Here is a 14,488-nt window from a genome sequence, read left to right as displayed (position 1 = left end):
AGAGCCTGTTAAAGTTTCGTTTTTGCGAGCGAATCTCCAAACACGGCCCTGAAAAAAGAACACTGATGATACAACCACTTGCTATACTTTGCGGTGCCTTGTTGCTCAGCTTTAACAGCTGCACACCCAAACAGGCACCTGCCACCGCCGCTGAGCAAAACGCCCCGGCCACTGAAGAACCCTCTCAAGTTCCAGCTAGAAAACCTCTGGCCTTGGGCGCCGAACAACTCGACCGCTACCTGAAACACCTCGAAGGAAAGCGGGTAGGTATGGTCGTGAACCAGACTTCTATGGTGGGTAACACCCATCTAGTAGACACGCTGATTAGCCGTGGTGTGGAAGTGACCACCATTTTTGCGCCGGAGCACGGTTTCCGAGGTGAGGCTGACGCAGGCGCACATATCAAAGACGCAAAAGACACCAAAACTGGTCTGCCGATTGTCTCGCTTTACGGCAGCAACAAGAAGCCGTCTAAAGACCAGATGAAGAACCTCGACGTGCTTGTGTTTGACATTCAGGACGTGGGCACACGATTCTATACCTACATCAGCACCATGCATTATGCCATGGAGGCCTGCGTCGAAAACGGCAAAAAGATGCTCGTACTGGACCGCCCAAACCCGAACGGTCACTACGTAGATGGGCCTGTTTTGGAGATGGAGCACAAGTCTTTTGTGGGCATGCACCCTATTCCGATTGTGCACGGCCTCACAGTGGGCGAACTCGCAGAAATGATCAACGGCGAGAAATGGTTGGAGGGCGAGAGAAGCTGTGACCTGACCGTGATCAAGATGGAGAACTACGACCATACAATGGCGTACGACCTGCCGGTGCGCCCTTCTCCGAACCTGCCAAACGCCCAGTCGATTGCGCTATACCCCTCTATCTGTTTCTTTGAAGGCACTAATGTGAGCGTGGGCCGAGGCACGCCTACTCCGTTTCAGGTGATAGGGTCACCTTTCTACCAGAAGAAAGACTACTCATTTACACCCGTGAGTACCCCGGGCGCCACTGATCCCCCGCACAAAGGCGTGAAGTGCTACGGTATGGATTTGACTGACGTATCGCATGCACAGCCGTTCACATTGAAGTATCTGTTGGAGATGTACAACAACTCATCGAACAAGGAAAAATTCTTCAACAACTTCTTTGAGAAACTGGCAGGCACCTCTGAGTTGCGTAAGCAGGTAATTGCCGGCAAAACCGAAACAGAGATTAGAGCCAGCTGGGAGCCAGAGCTGTCGAACTACAAAGTACTCCGCAAAAACTATTTGCTATACCCTGATTTTGAATAGAACCATGCCCGAATTACGCATCGTGTTTATGGGTACGCCCGACTTTGCGGTGCCTACCCTGCAAGCACTCGTCGAACATAAATACAATGTGGTAGCCGTAGTTACCGCTCCTGACAAACCAGCGGGCCGTGGCCAGAAGATACAGCAATCGCCGGTGAAGGAGTATGCCATATCGCAAGGTATACCTGTCCTGCAGCCGACCAACCTAAAATCAGAGGCTTTTCTGGAAGAGCTGCGCAGCTATCGAGCCAATCTTCAGATTATCGTGGCCTTCCGCATGCTGCCGGAGGTAGTGTGGGCCATGCCGGAGCTGGGTTCTTTTAACATACATGGCTCCCTGCTACCGCAGTACCGAGGTGCCGCGCCTATCAACTGGGCCATCATCAACGGTGAGAAAGAAACAGGCGTCACTTCCTTTTTCCTGAAACACGAAATCGACACCGGCGACCTTATTTTTCAGGACCGGGTGCCGATATTGGAAGAAGACGATTTCGGCAGCATGTACGAAAAGCTGAAGTACAAGGGCGCTGAACTAGCCGTGCGCACCGTGCAGGCCATTGAGCGAGGTGAAGTGAAGCCCCAGCCGCAGCAAACTAATGCCGAAACGAAGCACGCGCCGAAGATTTTCAAAGAAACCTGCGAAATCAACTGGAATCAGCCAGCCCATCAGGTGCGCGATTTCATCCGCGGCCTCTCCCCTTACCCGGCAGCATGGACTCGCTTTGACGGCAAAACCTTCAAAATTTTCAAGACGGAAGAACTAGAAAACACTGCCTATTCCTTAGCGCCGGGCCAAATCAAAACAGACAACAAAACCTACCTGCATGTACAGACCGCCGATGGAGTCCTCTCGATTTTAGACCTACAAATGGAGGGTAAGAAGCGCATGCCGGTACAGGATTTGCTGAGGGGCTATACCTTTAAAACAGAGCAAGCATGATAGCCATTGTCGTCGCTATCGCTGATAACAACGTCATCGGGAAGGATAATCAGCTTATCTGGCACCTGCCTGCTGACCTGCGCCACTTCAAACAAAAGACCATGGGCCACCCTATGATTTTGGGCCGCAAGACGTTTGAGTCCATCGGTAAGCCTCTGCCTGGCCGCACAACCATTATTGTAACGCGGCAGGAAGATTATCAGGTAGAGGGCTGTATCATAGTGAACTCGGTAGAGGAAGCTCTTGCGAAAGGCAAAGCGTTAGACAGCGAGCAAGTGAGTATTGTTGGCGGCGCCGAAATCTATAAGCAAGCCTTGCCCCACGTGGATACGATCTACCTGACTGAGGTGCACCATACCTTTGATGGGGATACTTTTTTTCCTGAGTTGAAGAAAGAGGAGTGGCAGGAAGTGAGTTCTGAAAGCCACCAGCCTGACGAGAAGAACAAGTATGCCTATACCTTTAAAGAGCTACTCCGAAAGGTATAGCCGAAAGGTATAGCCGAAAGGTATAGCCGAAAGGTATAGCCGAAAGGTATAGCCGAAAGGTATAGCCGAAAGGTATAGCCGAAAGGTATAGCCGAAAGGTATAGCCGAAAGGTATAGCCGAAAGGTATAGCCGAAATAAAAAGGAGCGCTTTTGGGCGCTCCTTTTTATTTCGGCTATACCTTAGGGTTTCTACTTATCGCAGGATATAAATTTTACCATACCCATTCACGAAGCCCTTATCTCCTTTTTTCCAGATATGCTTCATCTCCTCAGTATCTTTAGGCATTACCACCCGATACAGGTACACGCCATTGGCCAGCTTGTCGCCATACATGTCGGTACCATCCCAAGCGTACTCGGTTTTGTTATTTCCGATACGAATCGGCCCGATTTCCTCCCGCATAATCTCCTTTACCACTTTACCAGTCACAGTCATGATCTGTATTTTGAACTGATCTGGAATTACACCACCTGTCAACGTGAAGATGAACTGGGTCTTGGTTGAGAACGGATTCGGGTATGGATAGAAATTGGTGATTTTTGACTCGTTTTCAACTTCAAAGTTGATTTCATAAGGAGAAAGCCCAGAAGATTTGCCAGTCACATCTTTTCCTCTGACAACAAGTTTGTATCTGCCGTTCTCCAGTCGTTTTGGTTTATACTCAAAACGGAAATCGTTCTTCTCACTTGCTGGGAAAACCTGTACCTCGCCTGGGTTATTACCAATTGATATATCTTTCTGGTTGTTCATTTCATCTACAAGCGTAACCTGCATGGCATCAGCACTTTCCAGATATACGTGTTTATTCTCATCTCTCATCGTTATGCTGATGAGTGGACTAGGGGCTACCAATTCCCCATCCATTATATGAACCCCATCAAAAGCCACATCCATGATTGGGTGTAACTTTGATTTTACTGAAAAGTTCACCTCGTAGATGTTATTCTGGTACTGTTGTTCAGGCTGCATATTTGGGTTCACAAACACAGTCAGCTTATAGTTACCATCCAAGTCTGAAGTAGACATGGTATAGTCAAATATAGCTGTCTTGTTACCATCCAACGCTTCAATTTTGAATCGTGAAACTCGAGGTTCTATACCTTGCCCAGTTAGCGTTGTTTCCACCGTAATTGAATCTCGAAAGGCGTAAGGCGTCACATTTTGAAATGCCATTGGCAACTCAATCCGGCCTCTACTAGCTTGTTGAACCACTTTTTCCTCACTCACTTCTACTAGATCGGGCCTTATGACTCCCTCAGGGGCGGCTTGATAGTATACCATCCACTGCTTCAGTTGAGGTGCTGACCGGTCTTCTGTATCAGTCAGAATTGCCTGCAACTGCAACTTTGGATACTGATCAGCACTCAAACTACTTAAATCAAAAGTTTTCGAAGTCACATTATTATTTAGCAGCTCCCTATTACCGTCAGGACTAATGCCGTACAAATTCAAAGCATAGCTATCATTTCCATCTTTATACCGCTCAATATTGTGGTACAGACTCCCCCATGACAGTGCCGGACCTATTATGGAGGAAGTGATAGAACCTTGAGTGTTTTTAGAGTAAATCATTGATTCTAATACAATGTCTTGCAATCTAGGCGAAATTTCACTGCTTAAGTCTGCTGTGATTTCTTTTATATTCACTGACTCTACTCCTTTTTTTCCTATAAGTCCATATGGGTATCCATTGTTTATCTCACCATTGGAAATGAGGTTTGCTCCTATGCTTTTAAATGCATTCCTAAGCTCAGGTGAAAACTGCTCAAATGGTACTTGATGTACACTTACCACCACCACATAACTATTCGTTGGAATCGCCTCTATGAAACGCTGCATATTAGCCCTAACTGTAGCATTATTTAAATCACCGAATTGATACAAATTATCCATATACCTACATGGACTAAATCCTGGGACTACTATGTTATTTAACGTATGGTTATCTAAAACGAAGAAGTACATCCGAGGTGCTTTAGAACTTTTAAAACCTCCACATGCATTATCCATTTGTGAAATCCCATCGATATAAACACCATGGGCAGGCATGTTAAAGTTACCATCTCCACCAACAGTCCTTATTTGAATATTCCTTGCTAAAGGGCTGAAATCCCACTTCTTATTTTCAACAATAATGGTGTTCTGAACTTCTGAATTAAGTAACTGATCAACATGACTTTGCGACCAACCACCTTCAGAATTTTTAATGTATCGAAAAGAACTCTTTACCCAAAGAGTATCTTCTCCGGGAACAAAGCTATCAAACCGAGCACGCCAGAAGAAAACAGTACTATCTGTATCAAAGTTTTGCACTGGAATCGTAACATTCCAGGAAGGCACAGCACCCGGAGAAGCTTGATAAGTTTTTTTAATTGATGAATTGAAGCTACTTGTTGTGTCTAATTCAAAGTGTACTCCCTTGGGTTCTGAGCTCAATTGCGTTGATTGAACAACTAAATTCACATTCGTGCTGTTCACAATGGCAAAATTCATAGGAGCTAAAATTGAAAGCCCCGACTTAGGTAAGAAAGCACTAAACTGAAGTGTATTATTACTCTCGTTAAGCTCCTCAACTTGTTTAGTATTATCAAGTACAATTTCAAACCTGTTCATACCTGCCCCTGTAGTATCGGTATTAGGTATCTCAAGATTAATTTGCTCCTTAAAATAAATTGGTTTAATTCTAACAGGTACTATGGGCAACTCTTTTCCATCAGGCAAGATTCGCTTTATACCTACGCTAATAGAATCAGGTAATGCTTTCCCCAAATTGATTGTATTAATTTTAAATACAAATTGATTTGATGCAGCTATTGCATTTCCTCCCGAACCATCACTGATAGAAGCATTATTATCTTCAAATGCATAATCTGGCTTATCAGGAGCGTATATCTTTACGGCTGGATCTCCTTGAAGAACCATTTGAGTCATTGTGGCGATATTAACATCAATATCTCCAACTCTATACTCCTTATACATTTTACTAATAGTTTCCTTATGTATCTCCCCTATGGTACGACCATAGAATGTATTGTCTTGAAATGTGGTCCTATAGAAACGTGTTGTGAATGCATCTAAGGGCTTATTACCGCCAATATAAGATTCAGCCATAAAGGAAATGGCCCCTCTATCTGGTGTTAATAACCAATCTTCGCCAAAGGAAACCCTGTTGTAAATGAAAGCATCTCCACTGTAACATCCGTTCATTAGGATGACAGGATACTTCCCTTTATTACGGTACCCATTCAGGTTTTCTGATGCAAACCCTATTTCTAGATCTGATACTTCTACTGAACTGTGCCCAAAAAATGTAATAAGAGATACTCCTGAGTTAACCTCTGCTGACACATTTACATAGTTGGACGGAGTGCTCATATCACTTCTGTACTTTTCTATTACATTACCTCCAAAGAATAGCCCTTCTGCAATAGGTTTATAGGCAGACAAGAAATCCTTATAAATATGCACTTCATCCCTGTCACCACCTCCAAGTTGAAGTATGTTCTTTCTCCAAGCTAGTCCTTCTGGTAATGCTTCATGCTCCTTGACTTTGTTTAAATAAGCAATAACATTTTCTGCCGATGTAGCAGGTAATCGGCCTGTCGGCACACGTGGCTCATAACTGTTATTCCTAAAATCGAAAGTAAAAAATACATCTGAAGCTGGTAGCATTCCAGTGGGAACCAGATCCATTTCATGTACTTTTGGATGTCTCCCATTGATATGATAGAAACTATACCTGTTATGAGTACCTGTCCAATAAGCATCTTTTATAGATCTGTAATCAGGATGCGCATACTTCATGCCCTTTCCAATAATAAATAAGTGTTTTGGCCTATTAGAAGTTAACATATAAGACATAAACTTCCGAATAGCATTGGATGAGAATTCACCGTAATGAAACTGATTCACAATCTGGTCCATATTAACTAGCAAAGTATCATAACCTCCGCCAGCTGAAGAAGCCCGATAGGAGGCATACTCAAGCGGTGCAGGTCTTTGAGTACCTGCGGCTACTTTCATAAGCCGTTTATTCGTGATAATTATATAGTCATGATTTGCAGGAGATACCTCACGAAAACGTAGTGACTCCACCTTACCAGTCGGCTTGAATGCTTTTGCTGAATTAGCAACTAGTACCCTATGGGAGTTCTTTAGGTTTGTTGGAACTACGAATCCTTTACCATTGCCACTCATATTACCCTCTATTCTGACAGGATTATGAGGATCTGACACATCATAAGCAAAAGATTCTACCGGAGCTGCTCCAACCTCAAAGTAGGGATTTTCAGAACGAGTAGAATCTGTAAAGAATATAATAGAGTTCGTTGTTAGTATTGGTCTTTGCGGAAAAGTTAGCCGCATATTCGACATACTAACATTACTTTTTTGCACTGTGTTTGGGACAACTTGAAAAGTAACCCTTCCATCAGGTAAAATATCGGTAAACTCAATTTGACCATTTACATGTTGATATCCATATGCTCCAAACATAAAGGATGATATTTGCCTTGCTCCCCCTGAAGACGGCACAACATTTATTAATCCCGTTTGAGTCCCCCCATTAATCCCTATTAAGTTAAACTGAATAACTGGTTTTGGTCCTGTCATAACTAAGTTAGTTACAGAAGTAAGGTTATAGCTCTTTGCACTGGCACTACCTGTTGCAGAAAAACCTTCCCCTTGATCCATCCAAGCCTGCTGAGCTTTGACAACTGTATGATATGTGATACCATCATAATATCTATCCACAAAGTACTGCGTCACCTTCCTCAACACATACGGCTCAGGTGTCTTCCCTGCCGGTGAGGGGTTCACTTGCTGCATGCGCTTTCCACCAGCAGGATTAACTGTTAAGAAATAGGCAGCTGTATCAGTATACAAACTGTACAACTGATGCGGCTGATGTGCTGGGTTTTTATATAGGTCCTGATCTAAACGGCCGTCGTTACGTTCGCCATAAAACTCCACAAAGTCTTCTCTATCTAATCTGCCGTCAGCCTCGCCGGCTACATAGATAGCAACTTCCTTGCCTCTTCGGAAAAGCTGGAAGTGCTGCGGGTTGGTGCCAGCCAGCCCCAGGCTGTCCAGAAAGCCATAGCTTAAGCGATGTAGGCCTGTGTTAACGACCTTGAGTTTGTAGTAGGTTTTGTTATAGTCGATCCACTCGTTGCCGTAAGGTGTCGGTGACTGGGCAAGGGCTACAGACTGCAGGCCTACTACGAAGGTGCATACAAACAAAAACTGCTTTATGAGTCTACTTATATTCATCGGCTGTAATACTTGAAACCGTATATTTTTAATTGAAAGAATAACCTAAAGAGATGATGATGGAGTAAAGTCCGTTTGCATTGGCCGTGTTTCCATCGTTACCGCTCACGCGTGATAGAGCCAAGTCTATGTTCAAACCGTTGTTCTCAAAGCCCACACCGAAGTTTGGCTGCACCTTAGAGGACATGCTTCCATTGAAATTGCGGAACTGCTGGTAGTTGTTGATGCCTCCACGCACGAATACTGTATTGGCATAGGCGAGTTCCATGCCCACATGCGGATCCACGGAGGCAAAATCAGACTTGAGCAGCACGTTACGCTTTCCGTCAAAAGTGAAGTCAATGTCAGAGGCCAGTAAACCTGTAAACTTATCAGAGAAAGTGAAGTTCTTGGCAACTCCCAGAACTAAGCGGGGCAACGTAAGTTCGGCTGTACTCTCAGGCAGGTCGTTACCTGTCTGCTGATAGGTGGCTTCCAGCGCCTCTACATTGTGGGTCCAGGCCGTGAAGGTAGTGGTTACGTCTTTGGCCATCACACCAAATTGCCATGTACCACGGCGTAACTGGGCGCCCGCATCAAAACCGAAGCCCCAGGCATTGGCAAACTCCCCCACATTTCGGTAGATAATCTTCGCGTTTACTCCCAGTGTTAGGCCTTGTATCAAGTTACTTTTACGAGCATAGGATAACAGCATGGCATAGTCCGCCACCGAAAAAAAGCGAATGCTGTCGTATTGGATGTAGCCGTACTCGTTTTGAAGGCGACGGGTGTCCACAATATCGTCTACGCCGAGGCGGATAACCGAAACAGCAAGGGCACTACTCGAGTCGATGGGCATGGCAAAGCTGCCGAAGTCATTCTTGGCGATGCCTGCGAACAGTTCTGAGTGCATCAGGGCGATGTTGTACTTATTGCGCAGTTGCAGCAAACCCGCCGGATTCCAAAATCCGGCTGTGGCATCATCGGCAACTGCGACCTGCACATTACCCATACTAAGGGCCCGAGCCCCCACCCCGATATTTAAAAATTCATTACTATACTTTGGAGTGGCTACCTGCGCCTGGGCAACATCGCTCACAAAACATAGCACTAGTAATAGAACCGAAAGGGTAAATCTGGTCATAGGCACAGGAATACAATCTCAAATGGGCTTTTAAGAACTATTAAAAAAATTCAGGCTTCGTTTATTACCCGATCAATGGAAGCAGTTTTGCCTCCTAACACCATGAAAAGCGAATAAGTTGACTTTAAACGACATTTTTTCGCATTCAAAAATAATCATTTTTATCCACAATTAGCGGCCGCTTAAACCCTTTGAAAAAACTTTCGTAATTATTTTTAAACAGTACCTTGTTTTACATAGTACCTTTTAATAACTTTGCTTCAACATTAAACGGAATCATCATGAAAGTAGAAAACACACAAGTGCAGATGCGGAAGGGAATTCTGGAGTTCTGCATACTGGAGATTATCTCTCGTGGTGAGGTATATGCGTCCGATATGTTGGAGGAGCTGACAGCTGCCAAGATGATAGTAGTGGAGGGAACTCTTTATCCTCTCCTTACTCGTCTCAAGAACGCGGGGCTTCTCGACTATAGTTGGGTCGAATCTACCTCTGGACCACCCCGCAAGTACTACACGCTTACCGAGACCGGACGCACTTTTCTGGATCAACTCCGGGAAACATGGGGCGAACTGGTAGCTTCCACCGAATTCATCATCCACAACAAGAAAGCGCAGCAATCATGAAAAAGAATATAAACGTCAACCTGCAAGGCATTATCTTCCACATTGAGGAGGATGGGTATGAGCAACTTAGTCGCTATCTTGCTTCTATTCGCCACTACTTTTCGAGCTACGAAGGGCATGAGGAAATCGTGGCTGATATCGAGGCTCGCATAGCGGAGATTTTCTCGACGCGCCTTTCTCCTGGCAAACAGGTCATCACGATAGAGGATGTACAATCTCTGATTGCTCAAATGGGCGATGTGACCGACTTCGAGATACTGGAGCCAATGGAAGAGGAAATGCCGCATGCCAAACAAGCATACAGAGCCGGTGCTCCTGAGCCAGAGTACGCCGAGGCTGGCGGAGCCGCAGCCGCTGCTGCAACTGCCCGTCCGAAGCGCCTGTACCGCGATGCAAGCCGCAAAGTGATCAGCGGTGTGTCATCAGGTATAGCCAATTACCTGAATGTAGACCCAGTGTGGATTCGCCTGATCTTCGTGTTCCTGGTAATCGGCACGCCTATCACAGACGGCATCTCGGGTTCTTTTGGACTGATCCTGTACATTATCCTCTGGATCGCGCTGCCTGTGAACTACTCCCTGCCTGAGATCACAGTGAAAAAACTGTTCCGCGACCCTGATGACAAAAAACTGGCGGGGGTAGCGAGCGGTATCGCTAAGTATTTCGGGGTGGATGTTGCAGTTATTCGCATCCTGTTCCTGGCCCTGATTTTTGCGGGTGGCTTTGGTATACTGGCTTACATCATCCTCTGGGTAGCGGTCCCGGAGGCGGCCAGCCTGACCGAACGTATGCAAATGCAGGGAAACCCGGTTACGCTGGCCAGTATTGAGCACACCCTGAAAGAGAACCTGAACATGAAGGATCACGACGGGGAGGAAAGCACTGCTGCTAAGGTATTGCTCCTGCCTTTTCGCATCATCTCCCAGGTGATCAACTGGCTGGGCAGAGCATTAGGCCCTATACTTGCGGTACTTATCACACTGATCAGAGTGGCTGCCGGTATTACGTTGTTGTTCATTTCCCTAGGCCTTACTGTGGCTCTTTTCACTTCCCTGTTTGTGTCTTTGGGCATAGTAGATGAACACAGCGCATTCATGATGGGTGATTTTCCGGCCTCCATCTTTCTGGAGGGCTTTCCCCGGCTCGGACTGGTGGCTGGTTTTTTTGTAGGTCTTATCCCAATACTATTTCTAATTCTATTGGCAATTGGTCTTTTGGCGAAGCGCTTCTTTATGCGTCCATTGGTAGGTTGGTCCCTGTTCGGCATCTGGTTGATTAGCTTGTTTACCATGATCGCCTTCATCGCGGCGCATGCTGAAAACTTCCGCCGTTCAGGCGAAGTGGTTACGACTCAGTCCTTCCCGGTGGGGCCATACCCTACCATTACGCTGGACGGGTACAACACGAACTCGTCGTATGAAAACCGCATCTATTTTGATGTACAGGGGCACAATGGCTCCAGTGTAGACGTACAGCAACGCCTGCAGGCTAAAGGCAAAACCGAGGCTGAGGCACAGGAAAACGCCCGCATGGTAACCTACCGCGTGGTGCAAACTGACTCTACACTCCGTTTCGACGACAGCTTCGAGTTTGCATCCGGAGCAGCTTACCGTAGCCAGCGCATGGATGTGACCTTGCTTATACCGCAGGACAAGCAACTACGCCTGACCAACAACTTCCTGCGCATGGTGCCAAGCAGTGCATTTGAGGAAGAGTATAGCCGTGAAAAGACCCTGCGCAACCTGTGGCAGGTAAAGGGCAACCTCCTTAGCTGCATCACTTGCGCCTCCGATACGCTCGACGTAGCCGATAGCGATTTCACCTACAATGCGGCAGCCACCATGGGCGCCGGAGGAAGTGTGCTGATGAACGAGTCAGAGTATAGCTCGAATAAGCAGACGTATGATTTCAGCGATTTCGACGCGATTACCGTGAACGGTGCCTACCACGTACAGATTACACAAGGCAGCACGTACAGCGTGACAGCCAGCGGCGATGCCGATGACCTGAAGAAGATGGAAATCAGAAAAGACGGCAACGAACTGGTGATTGAGCACGAAGACCGCACCATCAAGCTCTTCGATCGTCAGAAAACGGTATTGATTCAGATTACCGTGCCTGAGCTGCGCAGCCTCGACCTGAGCGGTGCCATCAAAGCAGACATCGGGCACATCAAGACGAACAACCTCAACCTCGCGCTGATGGGTGCTACGCAGGCTTTTGTGGATGTGAACGTAAACCGACTAACAGCCGATATTGCAGGCGCCTCCAAGAGCACTTTTACGGGTCGTGCCGACTATGTAGATATGGATATTGCAGGAGCCAGCAAAATGGACGCCTCCAGACTGGTTGCCAACACGGTGGAAATTGAAGCTGCAGGCGCATGCTCTGCCGATGTGCACGCCACGAATACACTGCGAGCCGACGCTGCAGGTGCCAGCAAAATACGCTACAAAGGCAACCCAGGCAATGTGGTGACCGATGTTGGCGGTGCTAGCAAGGTGTCTCGCATGTAGGAGCTTTACAACAAAAAAGGGATAGGCCATTTGGCTTATCCCTTTTCTATACCTGTATCATACCTGTTGGGTATAAGTTATAATAAATCTTCCCTGATAAATCTAAACCTAAGAATGAGAAAATATACTTTCGTAGTCCTGACGATGCTGCTAATCAGCTTGCTCAGCTGTTCAGAGATGGGCGGAGAATTCAACTATATGAATCAACTAAAAAAGTCTATCTCAGAAAGATATAAGACCGATAAAGTAGAAATAAACATCAAAAACAAAAGTGAGCTAACTGTATCACTTGTTGACTCAAAATTTGATGATTACTCTCCAGCGAAAAAAGAGCAGGTTGCTCGAGAAATTGGAAAGCTAGCACAGGAACTTCGGGAAGACAAGGAACCAATTAAAACTGGTGTGGTGAATTTCCGAGATGAAGAAAATTATGGCATATCTAGAACCAGCAGCACGGTGAGCTTCCAGATGTACGAATAGACTCGTCCTGCAACAAATAAAGACAATAATTGATTTGGTCTTAATGCTGAAGTCCTTGCTTTCTGTACCAATTTCCCTGCGGACAATCAAACTTATCGGCCCGCCCTATTTCTATACCTGCCACTTTGTACAAAATAAAACTTTATACCCACTTACAGGTTCTATACCTAAGTGATTTGTTTGTTTAGTTGTTTGGTGAGTTTACCTGGCGAAGTCCCAGTTCTTTTCCTTTTTCGAGGAGAAAAGCAAAGGCTTCGCCAAACTCGTTTTTAACAGTCCCCTCCAGTATCGCCTCCGTCAGGGCCTCTTTCAACTCCCCTACTGTCTTGGATGGCTTCAGGTCGAACGTCTCCATGATAATCTCACCTGTAATCACGGGCTGGAAGTTACGCAGCTTGTCGCTCTCCTCTACCTCTACCAATCGCTTCTCCACCTTATCGAAGTTCTGCAGATAGCGCTTTACCTTGCTGTCGTTTTTGGAAGTGATGTCAGCGCGGCATAGTTTCATCAGCGCATCAATGTCGTCGCCCGCCTCAAACAAAAGTCTGCGAATGGCAGAGTCGGTTACGGTATCCTTTACCAGCGCGATGGGGCGTAGGTGCAGGCGAACCAGCTTTTGCACAAACTTCATGTGATCGTTCAGTGGCAGTTTCAGATCTTTAAAAAGCTTGGGTACCATACGGGCGCCGCGCTCTTCATGACCATGGAAAGTCCAGCCTACTTTCTCGTGGTAGCGCTTAGTGTCAGGTTTGGCAATGTCGTGCATGATGGCCGACCAACGCAGCCACAGGTCATCCGTAACCTCCGACACATTATCAAGCACCTGCAGAGTATGGTAGAAGTTATCTTTATGCGAGTTGCCTTTGATCGTTTCCACACCTTGCAATTCTGCCATTTTCGGAAAAATAAGCTGCAACAGACCGGAAGCAAAAAGCAGTTTGAAGCCGTAAGAAGGCACCGGTGAGAGCACGATCTTGTTCAATTCATCCGTGATTCGCTCCTGTGATACAATCTTGATGCGCTCCTTGTTGTCAATGATGGCATCGAAGGTTTCGGGAGCGATATCGAAGTTGAGTTGAGAGGCGAAGCGGATGGCCCGCATCATGCGCAGCGGGTCATCGGAGAAGGTGATACCCGGCTCCAACGGCGTACGGATGATTTTGCGCTTCATGTCTTTTACCCCATCGAAGCGGTCAATCAACTGTCCGTAGGTACCTTCGTTCAGGCTTATGCCTAAGGCGTTGATGGTGAAGTCGCGGCGTTTCAGGTCGTCCTCCAGCGTACCAGTTTCTACATCTGGCTTGCGGGATTCCTCGCGATACGATTCCTTGCGGGCACCCACAAATTCCACTTCCCATTCACCTGAGCGCAGCATAGCCGTACCGAAGTGCTTAAAAACAGACACTTTGGGCTTGTGCGGCAGCTTATGCGATACCCGCTCAGCCAGCTCGATGCCATTGCCCACACATACCACGTCAATATCTTTAGATGGCCTTTTGAGGACCAGATCACGCACAAAGCCCCCAATCACGTAAGCGTCTACGCCTACCTCTGCAGCCGCAGCGGCCACGGTATCGAATATGGGGTGCTCAGGTAATTTTATCGTATCCATTCAGAAAAATCAAAACCTCAGGCTGTACAGAAAACATACGCCTGAGGCACAAAAATAAAGAGATAAATTCAGAGCAAGGCTAAAAAATCGTAGACGGCTCTGAAACATAGGTATAACCCACCGCCCGTTACGCGC

General features: G+C 46.5%; 9 protein-coding genes. 6 read left to right on the top strand and 3 right to left on the bottom strand.

Annotated elements, in window-relative coordinates; genetic code table 11:
• The first annotated feature begins 65 nt into the window (after positions 1 to 65).
• From BW972_RS13435 to BW972_RS13425, 3 genes are read left to right on the top strand one after another with little or no spacing between them, the layout of a single operon-like run.
• On the top strand, positions 66 to 1,295 hold the full coding sequence (locus tag BW972_RS13435; protein WP_007653826.1) for an exo-beta-N-acetylmuramidase NamZ family protein: 1,230 nt from the start codon (positions 66 to 68) through the stop codon (positions 1,293 to 1,295).
• A 4-nt stretch (positions 1,296 to 1,299) separates the two neighbouring features.
• On the top strand, positions 1,300 to 2,235 hold the full coding sequence (fmt, locus tag BW972_RS13430; protein WP_007653824.1) for a methionyl-tRNA formyltransferase: 936 nt from the start codon (positions 1,300 to 1,302) through the stop codon (positions 2,233 to 2,235).
• Positions 2,232 to 2,723 (top strand): dihydrofolate reductase, encoded by a 492-nt coding sequence (locus BW972_RS13425; RefSeq protein WP_076422515.1) that lies wholly within the window; start codon positions 2,232 to 2,234, stop codon positions 2,721 to 2,723. The genes fmt and BW972_RS13425 overlap by 4 nt, the downstream gene beginning before the upstream one ends.
• A gap of 194 nt (positions 2,724 to 2,917) precedes the next feature.
• Here the strand turns inward: BW972_RS13425 and porU2 are convergent, their stop codons facing one another.
• Complete coding sequence (gene porU2, locus BW972_RS13420) at positions 2,918 to 7,996, bottom strand: putative type IX secretion system sortase PorU2 (RefSeq protein WP_076422514.1); 5,079 nt, start codon at positions 7,994 to 7,996, stop codon at positions 2,918 to 2,920.
• A 28-nt stretch (positions 7,997 to 8,024) separates the two neighbouring features.
• Positions 8,025 to 9,119, bottom strand: a complete 1,095-nt coding sequence (locus BW972_RS13415; protein ID WP_076422513.1) for a putative type IX sorting system protein PorV2 — start codon at positions 9,117 to 9,119, stop codon at positions 8,025 to 8,027.
• Positions 9,120 to 9,400: 281 nt separating this feature from the next.
• Here BW972_RS13415 and BW972_RS13410 point away from each other — a divergent pair, with 281 nt between their 5' ends.
• The 3 genes from BW972_RS13410 (at position 9,401) to BW972_RS13400 (ending at position 12,741) form a co-directional block, all read left to right on the top strand.
• Positions 9,401 to 9,745, top strand: a complete 345-nt coding sequence (locus BW972_RS13410; RefSeq protein ID WP_007656671.1) for a PadR family transcriptional regulator — start codon at positions 9,401 to 9,403, stop codon at positions 9,743 to 9,745.
• Positions 9,742 to 12,261: a GIN domain-containing protein gene (locus tag BW972_RS13405; protein ID WP_076422512.1), complete on the top strand. Its 2,520-nt coding sequence runs from the start codon at positions 9,742 to 9,744 to the stop codon at positions 12,259 to 12,261. Before BW972_RS13410 ends, BW972_RS13405 begins: the two co-directional genes overlap by 4 nt.
• Before the next feature lie 114 nt (positions 12,262 to 12,375).
• Positions 12,376 to 12,741, top strand: a complete 366-nt coding sequence (locus tag BW972_RS13400; RefSeq protein ID WP_076422511.1) for a hypothetical protein — start codon at positions 12,376 to 12,378, stop codon at positions 12,739 to 12,741.
• A gap of 184 nt (positions 12,742 to 12,925) precedes the next feature.
• Here BW972_RS13400 and BW972_RS13395 read toward each other — a convergent pair whose 3' ends face one another.
• A complete protein-coding gene (locus BW972_RS13395) occupies positions 12,926 to 14,353 on the bottom strand; it encodes a CCA tRNA nucleotidyltransferase (protein WP_076422510.1) in 1,428 nt (475 codons plus the stop codon).
• Positions 14,354 to 14,488: the final 135 nt, after the last annotated feature.

The sequence above is a fragment of the Pontibacter lucknowensis genome, assembly GCF_900156415.1.
Taxonomy (GTDB): domain Bacteria; phylum Bacteroidota; class Bacteroidia; order Cytophagales; family Hymenobacteraceae; genus Pontibacter; species Pontibacter lucknowensis.
Note: the sequence above shows the minus strand (reverse complement) of the source record. Positions and strands in the feature narration are given on the sequence as shown.

Bases quoted from the DNA above. Each gene is read 5' to 3' on its own strand.
- BW972_RS13395 (WP_076422510.1), bottom strand. From the start codon at position 14,353: ATGGATACGATAAAATTACCTGAGCACCCCATATTCGATACCGTGGCC.
- BW972_RS13425 (WP_076422515.1), top strand. From the start codon at position 2,232: ATGATAGCCATTGTCGTCGCTATCGCTGATAACAACGTCATCGGGAAG.
- BW972_RS13415 (WP_076422513.1), bottom strand. From the start codon at position 9,119: ATGACCAGATTTACCCTTTCGGTTCTATTACTAGTGCTATGTTTTGTG.
- BW972_RS13410 (WP_007656671.1), top strand. From the start codon at position 9,401: ATGAAAGTAGAAAACACACAAGTGCAGATGCGGAAGGGAATTCTGGAG.
- fmt (WP_007653824.1), top strand. From the start codon at position 1,300: ATGCCCGAATTACGCATCGTGTTTATGGGTACGCCCGACTTTGCGGTG.
- BW972_RS13405 (WP_076422512.1), top strand. From the start codon at position 9,742: ATGAAAAAGAATATAAACGTCAACCTGCAAGGCATTATCTTCCACATT.
- BW972_RS13400 (WP_076422511.1), top strand. From the start codon at position 12,376: ATGAGAAAATATACTTTCGTAGTCCTGACGATGCTGCTAATCAGCTTG.
- porU2 (WP_076422514.1), bottom strand. From the start codon at position 7,996: ATGAATATAAGTAGACTCATAAAGCAGTTTTTGTTTGTATGCACCTTC.
- BW972_RS13435 (WP_007653826.1), top strand. From the start codon at position 66: ATGATACAACCACTTGCTATACTTTGCGGTGCCTTGTTGCTCAGCTTT.